Below are 18,473 nucleotides of genomic sequence, written 5' to 3'. Positions count from 1 at the left end.
ACGGCAAGCGTTCCGCAGCCGCTCACTCGGGCTCTGGCCCTGGCGTCACGGGCGTCACGGGCGCCGCTTCCGGCGCGTCGCCGGTATCAGGCGCGGGCTCGGGCCGGGCCGGGGTCTCCTGCGGGGCATCCGGCGCGGGCTGATCGGCGGCGTCACGCTCGGCATAATTCGCGTCGAGCAGTTGCGCGGTCAGGCCGCTGACGTCGATGGCATCATTGAAAACCAGGACATTGCGCTTTTCCACCACCAGCACGGCGCCGGCGTCGAGCATCAGTTGCCCCAGGATCGGAAAGGCGGTCTGGCGAAATTCGAGCCGGGCATTGGCCTGATCGCGGTTCAACGCCTGGGCGCGCTGGTCCTGCTCGGCCCGCAGGGCCTGCACCTTGTCGTCGAAGGCATCGGCCAGCTTGCGGAATTCCGTGGCCGAGAGCGTCGCGCGCTTGTCGGTCAGCGCCTTTTCCTCGGCCGCCATCTCGAGATCGATCCGGGCGATTTCATCGGCCAGTTCGCGGCTTCGAAGCTCGAATTCCTCCAGGATTTCCTGGCCGCGTTGCGACAGGCGAAAGACCTCATCGAAATCCACCACAAGCACCGGGCTGCGCGGCGCCTGATCCTGCGCCGCAAGCGCGCCGGGCAAGACCAGCAAGAGGGCCAGAAGCCCACGCGCCAGGGCCTGTCTCAGGCCCCGGCCAAGCCGGCCCGGATCAGAAATCTGTGGCAAGTGTGAATTCGAAGAAGCGGTCTTCGTCATGCTCTTCTTTTTGCAGCGCCTTGGTGAAGTTGAACCGCAGCGGGCCGATGGCGGTCGTCCAGAACAGCGAGGCGCCGATCACGTGGCGCGCCGCCGGGTCGTCCTGCACCACCGAATTGCCGGCGGTGGTGGTCGAGGTATTGTCGAGCCCCCAGAGCGAGCCGACGTCGTAAAACAGACCGCCGGTCAGGCCATATTCCTCGGGCAGACCAAGCGGAAATTCCGCCTCGAAACGGGCGACGGCAAAGTAATTGCCGCCGAGCGCATCATTGACGCCACCACTGCCGATTTCGCGCGGGCCGATGCCGCCGGGCTCAAAGCCGCGCATCCGCGACGACCCGAGGTTGAAGCGGTCGATCACCCGGCTGTCGTTGCTGCCGGTCCAGAGCGCGCCGCCCTCGACAACCGCGCGCAGGGTGACTTCCTCGTTGCGCACCTTCTTCTGGCCCACCGCGCGGGCCACCGTGGTGACCGAGGTGACATCGCCGCCCAGGCCGGCGAAATCCTGGCTGAATTGCAGCCGCACGCCGGCGGTCGGATCAAGCCCGGTGTCGATCGTGTCAAAGGTATAGGTATAGCCCAGCCCGCTGGAGAACAGCGCGCCCTGATCGACCTCGGCGGTCAGGATATCGCCCAGATCGCTGCCGGCGTTGAGCATCTCGGAATAGCGCGCGGTATAGCGGCCCTGAAGCGTGCTGTATTCGGCCACCGGAAAGGTCAGGCTGGTGGTGAACCGGCCAATCGCCGTGTCATAGCTGTCGTCGTACTGGTTGTCGGTTTCCGAATAGTTCAGCCCGATGCCGAACCGCAGATCGCGGTTGAGAAAGGCCGGCTCGGCGAAGGTGAACCCGTAGCTCCGGGTGCCCGAGGCGGTCGAAAGCTCGACCCCGAGTGCCTGGCCACGGCCCAGGAAATTGCGCTCGTTGAACGACAGGTTGAGGCCAAAGCCGCCGTCGGTCGAATAGGTGCCGCCAAAGCCGATCGAGCCGGTGGGCGCCTCTTCGACATCGACATCCACGATCACCTGCTGCGGCGTCGAACCTTCGCGGGCGTTGACATCGGCATTGCCGAAAAAGCCCAGCGCGCGGATGCGTTCGGCCGATTGCCGGATCTCGCGCGGGTTGAAGGGATCGCCTTCGACCACCTTGAACTGGCGCCGGATCACCCGGTCGAGCGTGGTGGTGTTGCCTTCAATATCGATCCGCTCGATGAAGATCCGCGGACCGCGCGACAGCACGAATTCCACATCCAGTTCGAGCGTCCGGTCGTTGCGGGTGATCCGCGGCTCGACGCGGATGAAATTCAGCCCCCGGCGGTTGGCCAGCCGCTCCATCCGCGCAATCTCGTTCTCGACCAGCGCCGGCGAATAGACCACGCCGGGACGCACGCGCAGAATCTCGGCGAATTCGGCCGGATCGACATCCGCCAGATCGGAGGTGGCGGTGACTTCGCCAAAGGTGAACTGCTGGCCTTCCTGCACGTTGAAGGTGACGAAATAGCCGTCACGCTCTTCGGCGATCTCGGCATTGACCGAATTGATGCGGAAGTCGACATAGCCGCGCGACTGATAGAAATCGGTCAGCACCTGCTTGTCGAATTCGATACGATCCTCGACAAAGCTGTCCCGGCGGATGATGGCACGGAACAGACCGGCCTGCTTGGTGCCCAGCACCCGGCGCAACCGGCGGTCGGAATAGACATTGTTGCCGACGATCGACACCCGCTCGACCTCGATCACCCCGCCCTCGAGGATCTCGAAGGCGAGATCGACGCGGTTGTCGGAACGGCGGATCAGCTTGGGCGTCACCCGGGCAGCGGCGCGGCCCTGCTCGGCATAGGCCTGCACGATGATCCCGGCGTCGCGTTCGGCGGTGGCGGGGTTGAACACCCGCCGCGATTCAGAGGTCACCAGCCCGGCCAGATCCTCATCCTTGATCCGGCGGTTGCCCTCGAACACCACGCGGTTGATGGTGGGATATTCCACCACGCGGATCACCAGCTTGTTGCCAACCGGCACGATCTCGACCTCTTCGAAGAGGCCGGAGGCCAGGATGCGCTGATAGGCATCGTTCAATTCGGCGGCCGTGACCGTCTGGCCGCGGGCAATGCCGGCGTAGCTCAGGATCGTGGCCGGCTCGATACGCTGCGAGCCCTCGATGGAAACCTCGGTGAAAGTATAGCTCTGCGCCAGGGCCGGCTGCGGCAGAACCGCCGCCTGAACCGCAAGGGCCGCCGCGCTGGCAAACAGGACAGATTTGACCGCTTTTACTGCCGCACGTTCATTGGCGCGCGTTCCCACTCGATTTTTCATGAGCCAATCCGTTATCTTCCCACGCCTTGGTGAGTATCGGGATCATGCCGGGTTGTCAAAACCATGCAAGCCCGCAAAAGCAGGAATTTTTCCGGTGTGGCCACAAAATATGGGAGTGTTCAGAGGAAAGTCGCCAGATATCCGCTCAGCACCAAGGCGCCCGCCATCGTGCCGACAAACAGAATCCGGTCGGAATTGAGGTGCGCGATCAGGCGCAGGCCGCGGTATCCATCTGTCAGTGTCTGCATTTTCTCGCTCTTTATCGGGCGTTACGCAGATCAACCTAGCAGCGGATCTTGGCAAGATTAGGGCAACTGCCCGGGCCGGCGGGCGCCCCGGGGCCGCAAAATTTTCCGCCGGGCGCGCGCAATCGGCGATCCTCTGCCTACGGGCAGAGGATCAGATCGTTCGAGAGCGAGAACACCATGACGGAGAGCACGATGCCAAGCCCGATGGTCATCAGCACGCCCAGCACCTTGTCATGCGGCGGCCGGCCGACCACGGCCTCATAGGCATAAAACACCAGGTGGCCGCCATCGAGCACCGGGATCGGAAACAGATTGAGCAGCCCCACCGCCGCAGAGAGCACTGCCACGAACCACAGGAAATTCGAAGTGCCCTGCGCCGCCATCTGGCCCGACGTTTCTGCGATGCCCACCGGGCCCGAGAGATTGCAGCTCGAGATCTGGCCGGTGATGATGTGCCACAACCCGGAGACCGAGCCCTCCATGATCGCCCAGGTCTGTCGCACCCCGCCCTGAAGTGCCTGGCCGAACCCCGGGGTCGAGGTGGCGGGTTCAAAGAACAGCCCGCCAACCACGCCGACGCGCCAATAAGTGACAAAGCCACCCTCGGCGCCGGGCTCGTCCACCCGGCGCGGCGCCAGGGCAAATTCCAGCACCTCGCCATCGCGCCAGACGTCGAGCAGCAGCGCCCTGCCCTCCGAGGTTTCCACCGCTTCCTTGATCTGGTCGAAGGTCGCGATCTCATTGCCATCAACGCTCAGGATCACGTCGCCGGGCGCAAGCCCGACGTCATAGGCGGCCGAGCGCGGCACCAGCCGGGTGACATTCGGCGGATAGGGATAAGGCCCTGTGACGGTCAGTTCCTGGCCGTCGCGCAGGATGCGGTAATCGAGATCGTTCTCCGGCGGCAGCGCCTCGGCAAAGGCGGCAAATCCCTCGGCGTCGCTGAAATCCGGCACCTCCTGCCCGGCGATCGACAGCAGCACATCGCCTTCCTGCAATTCCTGCACGCTGGGCATCGGGCGCAGCTCACCCACCGTCAGCGGCTCGGAGATCACGCCGCGGGTCAGGAACAGCGCCGAAAACAGCACGAAGGCCAGCACGAAGTTGAACATCGGCCCGGCCGCGACCGTGGCGGTGCGCGCCCAGAGCGGCGCGCCGGCCATGGTGGTGCGTTTCTCGTCTTCGGAAAGCCCCTCAATCGCTGCCTCGTCGGTGCCGGCAGAGGCCGCATCGGCATCGCCGCGGAACTTGACGTAGCCGCCCAGCGGCAGCGCCGCGACCTGCCAGACGGTGCCGTGCTTGTCGGTGCGCTTGAACAGCACCGGCCCGAAACCGAGCGAGAAGACATCCGCCTTGATCCCCGACCAGCGGCCCACGATGTAATGGCCGTATTCGTGGATGGCGACGATGATCGACAGCGCCACCACAAAGGCCGCCAATGTGAACAACGTACCGCCAAATTGCGGAATCAACTGCGAAATTTCCAAGCCGCCCTACCTTTTTGATCTGTCCCGGATGACCCGGTCTGCTTCTTCCCGTGCCAAATGGTCTACGCGCGCGACGTTATCAAGGGTCATTGCGGCGTCAATGAGGCCCGGCTGGCCTGACAATCGGGTGAGCACCTCTTCGACCACCTCGGCCATCTCGGTAAAACCGATGTCCCGCGCGATGAACCGGTCGAGGCTGCGTTCCTTGGCGGCGTTGAAGGCCGCACCCGACAGCCCGCCCGTCTCCATCACCTCGCGCGCCAGCCGCAGCGCCGGCCAACGGGTCTCGTCCGGCGCGCGGAAGCTGAGCGTGGCGATCTGGGCCAGATCGAGGCGTTCGACCGGCACCGCGCCGCGCTCGGGGTAATGTAGCGCGAAGCCGATGGCGTGGCGCATGTCCGCCGGGCCGACATGCGCCATCAAGCCGCCGTCGCAGAACCCCACCAGCGCGTGAACGAGGCTTTCGGGATGCACCAGCACCTCGATCTTGTCAGGTGACAACCCGAAGAACTCTTTTGTTTCAACGACCTCCAACGCCTTGTTGAACATGGACGCGCTGTCGATGGTGATCCGCTGGCCCATGTCCCAGTTGGGATGGGTGGCCGCCTGTTCCGGCGTGGCCTCACGCAGCCGCTCCAGCGGCCAGTCGCGGAAGGCGCCGCCCGAGGCGGTGATGATCACCCGTTCGACGGCCTCGATATCCTCGCCGATCAGCGCCTGGAATACCGCCGAATGCTCGCTGTCCACCGGCAGCACCCGGCCACCGTGGGCCTTGGCCGTGGCGCTGACCAGCGCGCCGGCGCAGACCATGCTTTCCTTGTTGGCCAGCGCCAGTGTCGCGCCGTGCTCCAGCGCTTTGAGCCCGGGCGCCAGCCCCGCCGCGCCGACAATCGCCGACATCACCCAATCGACCGGCCGCGCCGCCGCCTCGATCAGCGCGGTCTCGCCGGCGGCCGCTTCGATACCGGAGCCCGCCAGCGCATCGCGCAGCGCGCCGAGCTTGTCGTCATGCGCCGTCACCGCCAGCCGGGCGCCCAGACGCCGGGCGTCGACCGCCAATTGTGCGATATTGTGGCCGCCGGTCAGCACTTCGACCTGATAGCCCTGCGGATCGCGGGCAATCAGGTCGATGGTGTTCTGTCCGATAGAACCGGTCGCGCCAAGAATGGAGACGCGTCGGGTCATGGCGTTCCCCCGGCGGGGAATACCAGCACCTGCGCCACCAGCAGCAGAAACAGCGCCCCGCCCAGCATGCCGTCAAACCGGTCGAGCAGCCCGCCATGGCCCGGGATCAGCGTCGAGGCGTCCTTGACGCCCACTCGCCGCTTGACAGCGCTTTCGGCAATGTCGCCCATCTGCGAGGCCATGGAAACGGCGATGCTGACGCCGATCACATCCGGCCCCGAGGCGCCCGAAAGCCAGTAGATCACGCCGACACTCCCGGCGCCGAGCCAGCCGGCAACCGTGCCCGACCAGGTCTTCTTGGGGCTGACGCGGGGCCAGAATTTCGGCCCGCCGATCATCCGCCCGGCGAAATAGCCCGCCACATCGGTCACCACCACGACCAGCACCAGCCACATCAGCCAGGCCATACCGTAATCCTGCCGCAGCGCCACCATGCCATAGGAGGCCAGCAGGATCGCCGCCGAAAATGTCATGAAAACCGTGCGATGCGCCTTGAGCCGGCTCAGCCCGACAAACGCCGGCGCCATCATCAGCGGCAGGGCAAAGCCCGGCGGAATCAGCGTGCCGATCAACAGGCACAGCCCGGCCAACCCGGCCAGCAAAAGCGCCTGTTGCGACCCGCCGCCGATCAGCCGCACCAGTTCCCAGATCATGGCGCCGCCGATCAGTGCCACCAGACCGCCAAAGACCCAGCCGCCGAACCAGATCGCCACCAGCCCGACGCCGATCATCACCACCGCCGAGACCAGGCGGACGATCAGATCATCCCATTTGCCGCTGCTGTCTGCCATGTACTCAGACCTTTACCGCGCCGAACCGGCGCTCGCGTTTGCCATAGGCCCCGACCAGCCGTCCAAATTCCTCGCGGGTGAAATCCGGCCAAAGCGTGTCGATGAATTCATATTCCGCATAGGCCGACTGCCAGAGCAGGAAATTCGACACCCGGGCCTCGCCGCTGGTGCGGATCACCAGGTCGGGATCGGGCAGCACGCAGGTATCGAGGTATCTCGGCAGGGTTTCCTCATCGACGCTCTCGGGATCGAGCTTGCCGTCGCGCACGTCACGGGCCAGCCGCTTGGTGGCGCGGGCCACCTCGTCGCGGCCGCCGTAATTCAGCGCGATGGTCAGATTGGTGCCGGTGCATTCCCGCGTCGTCTCTTCGGCCTCGTCCATCAGCGCGCGCAGCTTGGCATCAAGCCGCACCCGGTCGCCGATGAAGCGAACCTGGACATTGTCGCGCCGGAAGGCCTCCATCTCCTTGTGGATGTAGCGCCGGAACAGGCTCATCAGCCCGGCCACCTCGGTCTGAGTCCGCTTCCAGTTCTCGGTCGAGAAGGCAAAGATGGTGACGTATTTCACCCCGAATTCCGGGCAGGCCTCGACAATCTCGCGCACCCGGCGGGCGCCTGCCTGGTGACCGAACAGCCGCGGCCGGTGGCGCAATTGCGCCCAGCGGCCGTTGCCGTCCATGATGATCGCCACATGGCGCGGGCCGCGGTGCGTCTCCGAATGGTTTGCGTCGCGCGCCATTGATCCTCCGTCGGTGTCAAACCGGCCCCGGTGACGAGGCGGCAAGGTCGCTCAGACCTGCATGATCTCGGCTTGCTTGGTCTCAAGCGCTTCGTCCACCTTCTTAACATAGGTGTCCGTCAGCTCCTGAACGGAATTTTCCCAGAATTTCTGGTCGTCTTCCGAAATACCGTCGGACTTGGCCTTCTTGATCTGCTCCATGCCGTCACGGCGCACGTTGCGGATCGAGACGCGGGCATGTTCGGCATATTGGCCGGCCACCTTGGTCAGATCCCGGCGGCGTTCCTCGTTGAGCTCGGGGATCGGCAGCATGATGATGGTGCCGTTGAGCTGCGGATTGATGCCGAGGCCGCTTTCGCGGATGGCCTTTTCGACCTTGCCGACAAGGCCCTTGTCCCAGACGTTGATCGTCACCATGCGCGGCTCGGGCACGTTGACGGTGCCGACCTGGTTGATCGGGGTCGGGCTGCCATAGGCATCGACCATCACCGGCTCCAGCATCGAGGCCGAGGCCCGACCGGTGCGCAGCGAGGCGAACTCGGTCCTGAGATTGGCCATGGCACCGTCCATGCGGCGCTCGAGATCGTCGGTATCAAGAATGAAATCATCGGACATTCTGCTCATTCCCCTTGGGTTCAGGCGATATTTCCCGGGTCATAAGACATTGGATCGCCGATGTATAGCGCTCTTGGCCGGCCATCGCGACGCGCCCGGCACCGCCGGCGCGATTGACAGGTCGGACCCGGCTCCGCATTATTCCGGCACGACACCGAATTTCTATTATCCCTTGTTTTGACAATTTGAGGTCTCCAATGGCGACGATATTCGCAACCGAGTCAATTGGCCTTGACGGGCTGTTTCAATTCTCCCCTCTTCCATATGCGCATGTCGGCGGGCCCGGGAATACCACCTGGACCGGCAACGGCTATGACAACACCTATGCCGGAGGGCTGGGCGATGACATGCTCTACGGCCTTGGCGGCAACGACAACCTGTACGGCAACAGCGGCAACGACACGCTGTTTGGCGGTCCGGGGAACGATTTCCTGAGCGGCTACTCCGGATTCGACGAGATATTCGGCGCGGCCGGAAATGACACCCTGCGGGGCGGCGACGGGGCCGACGATCTGTCTGGCGGCGACGATCACGACTGGCTCTCTGGCGGGCGCGACAACGACTTTTTGTCAGGCGGCTTCGGCAACGATACGCTGTATGGCAATACCGGCCGCGACACCATCGAAGCCGGCGCCGGCGACGATTACATCAGCGGGCATTACGGCCACGACCTGCTACTCGGCCACAGCGGCGACGACACCATCCTGGGCGGGCGTGGCAACGACCGGATCTACGGCCATGCCGGCGACGACTGGATCAACGGCGGATCGCTGGATGATTCCATCAATGCCGGCTATGGCGATGATTTCGTGCTGGGCGGTCTCGGCAACGACACGATCACCGGCGACTGGGGCGACGACTCGCTTTACGGCAACAGCGGCGACGACGATCTCTCGGGTGGCGGCGGCGCCGACTACCTGAGCGGTTTTTCCGGCGACGACAGCCTCTATGTCGGCGACAGCGATACCGCCTCGGGCGGCACCGGCGAAGATCATTTCTATTTCGGCTTTGGCACCGGCACCTCTGTGATCACCGATTTCGAGCTCGGCGAAGACCAGATTCACCTGCGGTATGACGAGTTCACCGGTTATGTCGGCGGCACGCTCGACCGGGCCGCGCAGGTGGGCGACGACGTGGTTCTGACCCTGGAATGGACCGACGTCTGGGAACCGGACCAGCGGTTCACCCAGAGGATCGTGCTCGAGGATTTCTCGATCGACGACGTCAGCAGCGAGATCTTTGGCTGGTCCTGGGCGTGAGCTGCAAGGGGGGCTGTCCCGGCCCCCCGCCGCATGTCGGCGCCGGCCTCAGGGGCCGACCTTGGTATAGGTGCCCTCGCCCGCGAGGATGCCGCGGAAGCCGCCCGGCTCGTCCAGCGAAAAGACGATGATCGGCAGCGAGTTGTCGCGTGCCAGCGCGATTGCCGAGGCATCCATCACGCCGAGATGTTTTTGCAGCACCTCGTCATAGCTCACCTGGTCATAGCGCACCGCGTCGTCGTGCTTGACCGGATCCTTGTCATAGACGCCATCGACCTTGGTGCCCTTGAAGATCGCCTGGCAGGACATCTCGTTGGCGCGCAGGGTGGCGGCGGTGTCGGTGGTGAAATAGGGGTTGCCGGTGCCGGCGGCAAAGATGCAGACCCGCTTCTTCTCGAGGTGGCGCACGGCGCGGCGGCGGATGTAGGGCTCGCAGACCTGATCCATCGGAATCGCCGAGATGACGCGGGTAAAGACGCCGAGACCCTCGAGCGCCGATTGCATCGCCAGGGCGTTCATCACCGTCGCCAGCATGCCCATGTAATCGGCCGTGGTCCGTTCCATCCCCTGGGCGCTTCCCTGCAACCCGCGGAAAATGTTGCCGCCGCCGATCACCATGCAGATCTCGACCCCCAGGGCATGGACCGATTGCACCTCGCGGGCGATCCGTTCGACGGTGGGCGGGTGCAACCCGTAGCCCTGGTCGCCCATCAGCGCCTCGCCGGAAATTTTCAGAAGGACGCGTTTGTACTTGGTGGCGCGGGCATCGGTGTCGGTGGCAGCAGACATGGTGTACTCCGGTGAGGCGGCTGGCTAAATTGGCGGCAAAATGTCGGAAAACACGGGGCAGTTCAATGCAGCATTCGGGGGAAAGACAGATCCCTTGCACCTCTCTTGCATCAGCGGGGCCCTTGCATGCGCCTTGACCTTGCCAATCTCTCGCCCGAGCGCTCGGTTCTGATCGCCGGCCCCACCGCCAGCGGCAAATCGGCCCTGGCGCTGGAGATCGCCGAGCGCCAGGGCGGCGTGATCGTCAATGCTGATGCGATTCAGGTGTTCGAGAACTGGCGCGTGCTGACCGCGCGCCCGGGGGCCGAGGATCTGGCCCGTGCCCGGCATGTGCTATACGGCCATGTCGCCTGGGACGCGGCCTATTCCGTCGGCCACTGGCTGCGCGAGGTGGCGCCCCTGCTGAGCGGGCCCGAACGGGCGATCATCATCGGCGGCACCGGGCTCTATTTCGCGGCGCTGACCGAGGGGCTGGCCGAGATTCCCGCCACCCCGCCCGAGGTGCGCGCCGAAGCCGATGCCCGACGTCTGGACCAGGGGCATGACGCGCTCCTGCCCGAGATCGATCCCGAGACCCGTGCGCGGCTCGATACCCGCAACCCGATGCGGGTGCAGCGCGCCTGGGAGGTGCAGCGAGCCACCGGCCGGGGGTTGGCAAGCTGGCAGGACGCCACGCCGGAGCCGCTGCTGCCCTTGGCGCAGGCCCAGGCGCTGCGCGTCGATGTCGAACGTGACTGGCTCAATGCCCGCATCGCGCGGCGTTTCGACCTGATGCTCGCGCAGGGGGCGCTTGACGAGGCCCGCGCCAACCTGGCCCGCTGGGATCCGGCGCTGCTCAGCTTCAAGGCGATTGGCGCCCCGGAGCTGATTGCGCATCTGCACGGCGAAATTCCGCTGGAAGATGCGCGGGAAAAGGCCACAATCGCCACCTGTCAGTTTGCAAAACGCCAGCGCACATGGCTACGCTCGCGCATGAAAGCGTGGCAGGGAGTGGAGGCGGCGGCTTTGTGCTGAGAAACGGGATTTCCCTTGCGAATGGCGCTGCGGCGCGGCATCAACAGGTGTCTGACCTGAAAGCCTCCAGTGACCGAAAGGACCGGCGTGGCGTGACGATGCAACGATCAGAGCCTGTCGAGGCGCAGACCGCGAAGCCGGCCCTGCCGCTTCGCGTGGTGACGCTTGCCCAGATGACACCGGGCGGCAGCTGGCAGGCCAGCCTGCCCCATGCGCGCGACGATCACCTGCTGGTCTGGATCACCCGCGGTCAGGGCCGCGCCACGATCCGCGGCATCCGTCGCGGCATCGGCGCCAACAACGTGCTGTATCTGCCGCGTGGCACGCAATTCGCGCTGGAAACCGGGCCGCAGTGTTTCGGCCAGGCAATCCTGATCGAAGATGGCGACTATCCGCTTCTACCCGACGCGCCGCAGCACCTGCGGCTCCGCGATGTCCAGGCGCAGGGCGATCTGACGGGCATCGTCGAAATGCTGCAACGCGAGCTGGCCTCGCAGCAGCCGCTACAGGCCGAGGCGCTGGTTGCCCGCTTCAATCTGGCGGCCGTCTGGCTGCGGCGGCAGATGCTGGCGATGTACGACGAGGGCGACAAGGTCTCGCCGGCGCTGATGGGGCGCGAAACCGCCGGGCAGCGCCTGTCGCGCCGCTTTGCCGATCTGCTCGAGGCCGAATTCCGCAGCGGTCGCAACATGGCCGATTACGCCACCCTGCTCGAGGTGACGCCCACCCATCTGACCCGGGTCTGCCGCGAAAATGCCGGGCTGACCGCCGCCGACATGATAACCCAGCGGGTGCTGCATGAGGCGCGGATGCTGCTGATGCGGCCGGAGCCGCCGGTGCAGAACGTGGCCGGACATCTTGGCTTTGGCTCCGCCGCCTATTTCTCGCGCTTCATCCAGCATCACACCGGGCAGCCGCCGTCGGCGCTGCGCCGCACCGCGCTGCACGAGGGCGGCCCGCGTCCGAAACCGGCGCCGGGGCCGCTGTTCCGTCACCACAGCGGCGGAGGCTGAGCCGCCGATGCGGCTGTTCGTGGCACTGCCCCTGCCCGAGGAGGCCCGCGATGCGCTGAGCGATCTGCAAACGGGCCTGCGGGTGGGCCGGCAGGTGGGGGCGGATCAGTTTCACGTCACCCTGGCCTTCTTTGCCGAGGTCGCGCCGCAGCAGCTCGCCGATCTGGACGCGGCGCTCGAGGAGATCCGCGCCTGGCCCTTCGACGTGGCGTTTTCCGGGGTGGATATCTTTGGCGGCAGCAAACCGCGCCTTGTGGCCGCCATGGTGCGGCCTTCGCCAGAGCTGGAAACGCTGCACCGCGCGGTGCAGGGCGCGGCGCGGCTGGCCGGGCTTCGCCCCGAGCGCCAGAAGTTCAAGCCGCATGTGACGCTGGCGCGCTTTGGCGCGCGACCGCCCGCCGGGCTGGCCGACGAGGTGCAGCGCTACCTGTCAGACACAGCGCGGGCCGAGATCCCGGGTTTTGTGGCGCAGGGCATCACCCTCACCCGGTCGACCCTGGGCGGCGGCGCGCCGGTCTATGACGATCTGGCCGTCTATCCCTTCCGGCCCCTGCCCGACGGCTGGGCCGATCTCTGAGGCACTCAGCTGCCCCAGATCACTTTCACGTAGTTCCGGGTTTCCCGGTAGGGCGGAACGCCGCCGTATTTCAGCACCGCACCCGGCCCGGCGTTATAAGCGGCGAGCGCCAGCCGCCAGGAGCCAAAGGCATCATATTGCTGCTTGAGATAGCGCGCGCCGCCGCTGAGGTTTTGCGCCGGATCCTCGCGGTTCACGCCGAGCCTGCGGGCGGTGCCGGGCATCAGCTGCGCCAGCCCATAGGCGCCCTTGTGGCTCAGTGCCTCGGGGTTCCAGCCGCTTTCCTGCTGCACCAGCCGCAGGAACAGATCCTCGGGGACGCCATGGGCGCGCGCCGCATCGCGGGCCAAGCCGGAATAGACCCCCTTGTACGTGCCGGTGTAGCGCTGGTTCGGTCCCTGCCCCGCGTCATCCCATTTGGTCGGGGTCACCACCTTGGGCGGCTGCAACCTGACCGAATTGTTGTATTGCTGGGCGGCGCGACGGTCGAGCACGCCGGTCTTGGATTTGAAGAGATTGGCCTGGCCCTTGGTCGAGATCGTTTCGGCCTGGCCGGCGAGCGGCAGAAGAGCCGCCGCAAAAGCTACGCATAGCACCTTGCGCATACACACTGTCCCCACGTCGTTTTGGCGCAATATACCCAAAATTCCGGATTCGGCCAGACCGGCACCCGTTTGCCATTTATCAATCATGATCAGGTGAGGTAGGCTCCGCCGAACTTCGCCGCCGGATTCGGAATTCGGCGCAATCAGAACGTGCAATTTGGGGGCAATATGGCCGGGTCAGTCAACAAAGTCATTCTCATCGGAAATCTCGGGCGCGACCCGGAAGTGCGGACCTTTCAGAATGGCGGTAAGGTCTGCAATCTGCGCATCGCGACCTCCGAAACCTGGAAGGATCGCAACACCGGTGAACGCCGCGAGCGCACCGAATGGCATTCGGTCGCGATCTTCAACGAAGGGCTGGTGCGCGTCGCAGAGCAATATCTGCGCAAGGGATCAAAGGTTTACCTCGAAGGTCAGCTCCAGACCCGCAAATGGCAGGACCAATCCGGCCAGGACCGCTATTCCACCGAGGTGGTATTGCAGGGCTTTGGCAGCACCCTGACCATGCTCGACGGTCGCGAGGGCGGCGGCGGTGGCGGCGGCTTTGGTGGCGGCGGCCAGGGCAACTACGGCGGCGGCTATGACAGCGGCCCGCAGGATCAGGGCTATGGCGGTGGCGGCAGCCAGGGCGGCGGAAACCCGCCCAGCCGCGACATCGACGACGAAATCCCGTTCTGACACCGGGGCCGGCCAAGCGCCGGCCCTTTTCTTTTGCAGCTTCTTTTGCAGCAGTCTCGGCCGCCTGCACCGCGCTTCCGACCGAGCGCCCGCGGCGTTCCGGCGGGCAAACCGCCGCCGGTGTCTCAGGCGACTTCCGCCGCCCGGTCCCGGATACGCTCCACCATCGCCCGCAGCCCGTTCGAGCGCTGCGCCGACAGGTGATCGTTCAGCCCCAGCCGCGCCAGCTCGCCTCCGGCGTCGACGCCCGGCACCTCGGACACCGGCAGCCCGTTGTAAAGCGACCGCAGCACGGCAATCAGACCGCGCACGATCATCGCATCGCTGTCGCCATCGAAATGAAACGCCCCGCCCTCGGGGCGGATGTGCAGCCAGACCTGGCTGGCGCAGCCCTCGACCTTGGTGGCGGGCACCTTGAGCGCTTCGTCGAGCGGGGCCATGTCGCGGCCCTTCTCGATGACGTAGCGATACCGGTCTTCCCAGTCCTCGAGGAATTCAAAATCCTCGACAATCTCTTCAAATGCAGCGCTGGCCATAACCCCTCCGATGCAACTGTTCCTCACCTATGCAGCCAAATGCCAAAGGTCCAGTCGCAATCGCTTTTCAACCCGCGGCCAATGCGCTAACCCAAGGCAACGACAAAGGGAGTGGCCCATGCGCAAACTGGTTCTGGCATCACTGGTGGTGGCGACGTCGCTGGCGGGCTGTGCCGCGGTGCGCGACTCCCGGGTGAATCCGGCCAATTGGTTCGGGCGCAGCGAGACCGTCGCCACCCCGCCGGCCGAGAGCGAGGTGAACACGCTGATCCCCGAGCGGCGGGCGTTCTTTGGCAAACGCGACGCACCGCCCTATGAAGGCGCGCTGGTGGAACAGGTGACCGAGTTGCATATCCGCCAGGTGGCGGGTGGCGCCGTGGTCGAAGTTTCGGGCGTGCTGACCTCGATCGAAGGCTATGATGTGCGTCTCGTCGCGCTCGAGGAGGCCGAAGCCGGCAGCCTGAGCTATGAGTTCCGCGCCGTCCAGCCGCGCTATGGCGAGGGCGTGGGCAATGCCCATGCGCGCGCCGTCACCGCCGCCATTCGCCTGACGGAACAAGAGCTTGCCGGCATTCGGACAATCCGCGTGGTGGCCCGCGACAACATCCGCAGCGCCAGCCGTTAATCCCGGGGGGTCACGGGATCAGGGGGCGCCGCCCCCTTGCCCGGTGATTGTCAGAGTTCGACGATCTGCACATCGTTGCCGCGCACCGTCAGCGCGACCTGACCGGCGCACAGCCGCAGCGCATCCCGGCCAAAGACCTCGTGCCGCCAGCCGCGCAGCGCCTGGACGTCGCGCAGCCCGGCGGCAAGTGCGTCGAGATCCGCCGATGGCGCCACCAGCCGCGAAGCCACGTCGCTGGCCTCGGTCTTGGCCTTGAGCAGCACCCGCAACAGATCAGCCAGCGCCGGATTGACTTGCAGCTTTTCGCGCGAGCGATCGATCTGCGGCATCTTGTCGGGCGGACAGTTCAACCCGGCCTGCACCGCGGCCAGGATGCCTTCGGCAATCTCGCCCCGCCGCGCCTCGCGCAGCAGCAGCCGGGACCGGCCCAGATCGGCGACCGAGCTCGGCTTGGTCGAGGCCAGCTCGAGCATGGCATCGTCCTTGAACACCCGGTTGCGCGGAATGTCCTTGGTCTGGGCATAGGATTCGCGAAACCGCGCCAGCTCGCGCACGATGGCCAGGAATTTGGGCGTCGTGGTGCGGGTGCGCACCCGCTGCCAGGCCTCTTCCGGCCGCATGATATAGGTTTCCGGGTCTTCCAGGATCGACATTTCCTCTTCCACCCAATGGGCCCGGCCGGTCTTTTCCAGTTTGGCGGCGAGGAATTCGTAGATCGTGCGCAAATGCGTGACGTCGGCCAGCGCGTATTTCTGCTGCGCCTCCGTCAATGGCCGGCGCGACCAATCAGTAAACCGCGAGGTCTTGTCCAGCCCCTTGCCGGCAATCGCCCGCACCAGCTTTTCATAGCCCACCTGTTCGCCGAAGCCGCAGACCATGGCGGCGACCTGGGTGTCGAACAGCGGATGCGGGATCACCCCGGCATCGACAAAGAAGATCTCGAGATCCTGCCGTGCGGCGTGGAACACCTTGACGACATTGCCATCCCGGAACAGTTCGTACATTGGATCGAGCGACAGCCCCTCGACCAGAGGATCGATCAGCACGGCATTGCTGTCGTCCTTGCCCGGCATGGCCATCTGCACAAGACACAGCTTGGAATAATAGGTCCGTTCCCGGAGGAACTCCGTATCCACGGTGACATACGGTTCCTGACGCGCGGCGGTGCAGAATTCGGCCAATTCCGCGGTCGTCGTAATAATACGCATAGGCGCCCTTTTTTATTTTATCGCGCTCCCTCAAAGCCAGCATATGAGCTAAAAACCGGGATGAAAAGAGCGTGCGACGGCTTATACGCGACGGAATTGCGTGCAGAATTGGCGCAATACCGCCGGATAAAGCCTGTGTTCCTCTACCAAAACGCGCGCCGCAAGGCTCTCGGGCGTGTCGTCCGGCGCGATCGAGACCTCTGTCTGGCCCAGGACCGGCCCGTCATCAAGCTCTGGCGTCACCAGATGCACCGAACAGCCGGCCTCGGCATCGCCGGCGGCCAGCGCCCGCGCATGGGTGTCGAGCCCCTTGTATTTCGGCAGCAACGAAGGGTGGATATTGAGCATCCGGCCCTGCCAGCGGGTGACGAACTCCGCCGTCAGCACCCGCATGAAGCCAGCCAGGCAGAGGATGTCGGGGCGGGCCGCCTCCAGCGCCGCCTGAAGCTCGGTCTCGAATCCGGCCCGGTCCTTGCCGAAGGGACGATGATCGACCACCGCCACCTCGATCCCGCGCGCCCGCGCCTTGTCGAGCCCGCCGGCATCCGGCCGGTTCGACAGCACAAGGCAGGGCCGCGCCGGATGATCGCCCGTCATGCTGTCGACCAGCGTCACCATGTTCGATCCGCCACCGGAAATCAGGATGGCGACGCGCAGGCTCATGCAAGCGCCCCGCGATAGGTCACGCCGGCGCCCTCGGTGACGTGGCCCAGCGCATGCACCTGTTCGCCGGCCTCGATCAGCACCTTGATGATCTCGCTGGCGCGGTCGGCCTCGACCACCAGCACCATGCCAATGCCGGAATTGAAGGTCTTGAGCATCTCGGCCTCGGCCAGACCGCCGGTCTCGGCCAGCCATTTGAACACCGGCGGCAGATCCCAGGAATCGAGATCGATCTCGGCGCCCTGCCCCTCGTTCAGCACCCGTGGCAGATTTTCCGTCAGCCCGCCGCCGGTGATATGCGCCAGCGCATGCACGCCGCCCGCGCGCACCGCCGCCAGCGCCTGTTTGACATAGAGCCGCGTCGGCCGCAGCAGCGCCGCGCCCAGCGTGCCCTCGCCCCAGGGGCAATCGTCGTCCCAGCCCAGACCGGAGACCTCGACGATCTTGCGCACCAGGCTGTAGCCGTTGGAATGCACGCCGTCGCTGGCCAGGCCCAGCAACACATCGCCCGCTTTTACCCCCTCGGGCAAGGCCGTGCCACGCTCCATCGCGCCGACCGAGAAGCCGGCGAGATCGAAATCGCCTTCTGGATACATGCCGGGCATTTCCGCCGTCTCGCCGCCGATCAGCGCGCAGCTCGAAAGCGCGCAGCCCTCGGCGATGCCTTCGATGATCCGCGCGGCGGTTTCGGTCTCGAGCTTGCCGGTGGCGAAGTAGTCGAGGAAAAACAGCGGCTCGGCCCCCTGGCACACCAGATCGTTGACACACATGGCAACGAGGTCGATGCCAACGCCATCCACCTCGCCGGTGTCGATGGCAATGCGCAGCTTGGTGCCCACGCCGTCGGTGGCGCCGACAAGGATCGGATCTTCGTAGCCCGCGGCCTTGAGATCGAAGAGCGCGCCAAAACCGCCCAGCCCCGACATCACGCCGGGCCGCGCCGTGCGCTTGGCGGCGGGTTTGATCCGCTCGACAAGGGCATTGCCCGCATCGATATCCACACCGGCCTGGCTGTAGGTCAGCCCGCTCTTGCCCGTCTCAGCGCTCATCGCCCGCTCCGTCCTGTCACTTGGTCTGCGCCCGGTTAAAACATCGCGTCGACAGGCGCAATCTGAAAGCCTTGACCCTGCCGGCGTGGCTGGATACTCCAAGCGCAAGGCGGGCCTGTAGCTCAATTGGTTAGAGCAGAGCGCTCATAACGCTTTGGTTGCGGGTTCAAGTCCTGCCGGGCCTACCAAGCCGTCTTGCTGATGGACTTGCCTTCGCCGATCCCCTGCTGCTGCCATATTTGCTTTCGCGAGTGGCCTGAGTTGTCGTAACGTCAATCGCATGACGTGCACGATTTTTTCCCTTTTCTCCTCCTGATTGATATATTCATC

The 18,473-nt window shown here is 65.3% G+C and carries 20 protein-coding genes and 1 tRNA gene; 7 read left to right on the top strand and 14 right to left on the bottom strand.

Annotated features, from left to right (window positions below; all coding sequences use genetic code 11):
* Positions 1 to 22: 22 nt before the first annotated feature.
* The 8 genes from BMW90_RS06290 to frr all read right to left on the bottom strand — a co-directional run bounded on the left by BMW90_RS06290 (position 23) and on the right by frr (position 8,127).
* Positions 23 to 721, bottom strand: coding sequence for an OmpH family outer membrane protein (locus BMW90_RS06290; RefSeq protein ID WP_074835622.1), 699 nt, complete (start codon positions 719 to 721; stop codon positions 23 to 25).
* A complete protein-coding gene (bamA, locus tag BMW90_RS06285; RefSeq protein WP_048531717.1) occupies positions 705 to 3,062 on the bottom strand; it encodes an outer membrane protein assembly factor BamA in 2,358 nt (785 codons plus the stop codon). The genes BMW90_RS06290 and bamA overlap by 17 nt, the downstream gene beginning before the upstream one ends.
* A 119-nt stretch (positions 3,063 to 3,181) precedes the next feature.
* Positions 3,182 to 3,310 (bottom strand): hypothetical protein, encoded by a 129-nt coding sequence (locus BMW90_RS27185; protein WP_274565446.1) that lies wholly within the window; start codon positions 3,308 to 3,310, stop codon positions 3,182 to 3,184.
* Positions 3,311 to 3,447: 137 nt separating this feature from the next.
* A complete protein-coding gene (rseP, locus tag BMW90_RS06280) occupies positions 3,448 to 4,797 on the bottom strand; it encodes an RIP metalloprotease RseP (protein ID WP_074835621.1) in 1,350 nt (449 codons plus the stop codon).
* Positions 4,798 to 4,803: 6 nt separating this feature from the next.
* The gene (dxr, locus tag BMW90_RS06275) at positions 4,804 to 5,982 is read right to left on the bottom strand and encodes a 1-deoxy-D-xylulose-5-phosphate reductoisomerase (protein WP_074835619.1); all 1,179 of its coding nucleotides are present in this window, start codon (positions 5,980 to 5,982) and stop codon (positions 4,804 to 4,806) included.
* Positions 5,979 to 6,773, bottom strand: a complete 795-nt coding sequence (locus BMW90_RS06270) for a phosphatidate cytidylyltransferase (RefSeq protein ID WP_074835618.1) — start codon at positions 6,771 to 6,773, stop codon at positions 5,979 to 5,981. The genes dxr and BMW90_RS06270 overlap by 4 nt, the downstream gene beginning before the upstream one ends.
* 4 nt (positions 6,774 to 6,777) lie before the next feature.
* On the bottom strand, positions 6,778 to 7,512 hold the full coding sequence (locus BMW90_RS06265; protein ID WP_048531712.1) for an isoprenyl transferase: 735 nt from the start codon (positions 7,510 to 7,512) through the stop codon (positions 6,778 to 6,780).
* Positions 7,513 to 7,563: 51 nt separating this feature from the next.
* Positions 7,564 to 8,127 (bottom strand): ribosome recycling factor, encoded by a 564-nt coding sequence (frr, locus tag BMW90_RS06260; protein ID WP_074835616.1) that lies wholly within the window; start codon positions 8,125 to 8,127, stop codon positions 7,564 to 7,566.
* Between the two features lie 197 nt (positions 8,128 to 8,324).
* Here frr and BMW90_RS06255 point away from each other — a divergent pair, with 197 nt between their 5' ends.
* Positions 8,325 to 9,386, top strand: coding sequence for a calcium-binding protein (locus tag BMW90_RS06255; protein WP_074835614.1), 1,062 nt, complete (start codon positions 8,325 to 8,327; stop codon positions 9,384 to 9,386).
* Between the two features lie 48 nt (positions 9,387 to 9,434).
* Here BMW90_RS06255 and pyrH read toward each other — a convergent pair whose 3' ends face one another.
* The gene (gene pyrH / locus BMW90_RS06250; protein WP_074835613.1) at positions 9,435 to 10,175 is read right to left on the bottom strand and encodes a UMP kinase; all 741 of its coding nucleotides are present in this window, start codon (positions 10,173 to 10,175) and stop codon (positions 9,435 to 9,437) included.
* 126 nt (positions 10,176 to 10,301) lie between these two features.
* Here pyrH and miaA point away from each other — a divergent pair, with 126 nt between their 5' ends.
* From miaA to thpR, 3 genes are all read left to right on the top strand, one after another.
* Complete coding sequence (gene miaA, locus BMW90_RS06245; RefSeq protein WP_074835611.1) at positions 10,302 to 11,189, top strand: tRNA (adenosine(37)-N6)-dimethylallyltransferase MiaA; 888 nt, start codon at positions 10,302 to 10,304, stop codon at positions 11,187 to 11,189.
* A gap of 98 nt (positions 11,190 to 11,287) precedes the next feature.
* Positions 11,288 to 12,202, top strand: coding sequence for an AraC family transcriptional regulator (locus BMW90_RS06240; protein ID WP_074835610.1), 915 nt, complete (start codon positions 11,288 to 11,290; stop codon positions 12,200 to 12,202).
* Positions 12,203 to 12,209: 7 nt separating this feature from the next.
* Positions 12,210 to 12,779 carry an RNA 2',3'-cyclic phosphodiesterase gene (gene thpR, locus BMW90_RS06235; RefSeq protein WP_074835608.1) on the top strand — a complete coding sequence of 190 codons (570 nt, stop codon included), beginning with the start codon at positions 12,210 to 12,212 and terminating at the stop codon, positions 12,777 to 12,779.
* A gap of 5 nt (positions 12,780 to 12,784) precedes the next feature.
* On the opposite strand, the gene BMW90_RS06230 is transcribed toward thpR, so the two are convergent.
* Entirely contained in the window at positions 12,785 to 13,384 is a 600-nt protein-coding gene (locus BMW90_RS06230) for a lytic transglycosylase domain-containing protein (protein ID WP_074835607.1), read from the bottom strand.
* Positions 13,385 to 13,552: 168 nt separating this feature from the next.
* Here BMW90_RS06230 and BMW90_RS06225 point away from each other — a divergent pair, with 168 nt between their 5' ends.
* The gene (locus tag BMW90_RS06225; protein WP_048531701.1) at positions 13,553 to 14,062 is read left to right on the top strand and encodes a single-stranded DNA-binding protein; all 510 of its coding nucleotides are present in this window, start codon (positions 13,553 to 13,555) and stop codon (positions 14,060 to 14,062) included.
* A 125-nt stretch (positions 14,063 to 14,187) separates the two neighbouring features.
* Here the strand turns inward: BMW90_RS06225 and BMW90_RS06220 are convergent, their stop codons facing one another.
* Entirely contained in the window at positions 14,188 to 14,598 is a 411-nt protein-coding gene (locus BMW90_RS06220; protein ID WP_048531699.1) for a SufE family protein, read from the bottom strand.
* A gap of 118 nt (positions 14,599 to 14,716) precedes the next feature.
* Between BMW90_RS06220 and BMW90_RS06215 the strand changes: the two genes are divergently transcribed.
* Positions 14,717 to 15,223 carry a hypothetical protein gene (locus BMW90_RS06215; RefSeq protein WP_048531698.1) on the top strand — a complete coding sequence of 169 codons (507 nt, stop codon included), beginning with the start codon at positions 14,717 to 14,719 and terminating at the stop codon, positions 15,221 to 15,223.
* Positions 15,224 to 15,273: 50 nt separating this feature from the next.
* On the opposite strand, the gene rnd is transcribed toward BMW90_RS06215, so the two are convergent.
* The 3 genes from rnd to purM all read right to left on the bottom strand — a co-directional run bounded on the left by rnd (position 15,274) and on the right by purM (position 18,143).
* Positions 15,274 to 16,431, bottom strand: a complete 1,158-nt coding sequence (gene rnd, locus BMW90_RS06210; RefSeq protein ID WP_074835605.1) for a ribonuclease D — start codon at positions 16,429 to 16,431, stop codon at positions 15,274 to 15,276.
* Between the two features lie 81 nt (positions 16,432 to 16,512).
* Positions 16,513 to 17,094 (bottom strand): phosphoribosylglycinamide formyltransferase, encoded by a 582-nt coding sequence (gene purN, locus BMW90_RS06205; protein ID WP_048531694.1) that lies wholly within the window; start codon positions 17,092 to 17,094, stop codon positions 16,513 to 16,515.
* Positions 17,091 to 18,143 carry a phosphoribosylformylglycinamidine cyclo-ligase gene (gene purM / locus BMW90_RS06200; RefSeq protein ID WP_074835604.1) on the bottom strand — a complete coding sequence of 351 codons (1,053 nt, stop codon included), beginning with the start codon at positions 18,141 to 18,143 and terminating at the stop codon, positions 17,091 to 17,093. Before purM ends, purN begins: the two co-directional genes overlap by 4 nt.
* A gap of 111 nt (positions 18,144 to 18,254) precedes the next feature.
* On the opposite strand from purM, the gene BMW90_RS06195 reads away from it, so the two are divergent.
* Positions 18,255 to 18,331: transfer RNA gene (locus BMW90_RS06195), tRNA-Ile, on the top strand.
* Positions 18,332 to 18,473 lie beyond the last annotated feature (142 nt).

The sequence above is a fragment of the Marinovum algicola genome, assembly GCF_900109145.1.
Classification (GTDB): Bacteria; Pseudomonadota; Alphaproteobacteria; order Rhodobacterales; family Rhodobacteraceae; genus Marinovum; species Marinovum algicola.
The sequence above is the reverse complement of the archived record's forward strand: the minus strand, read 5'-3'. Positions and strand labels throughout refer to the sequence as shown.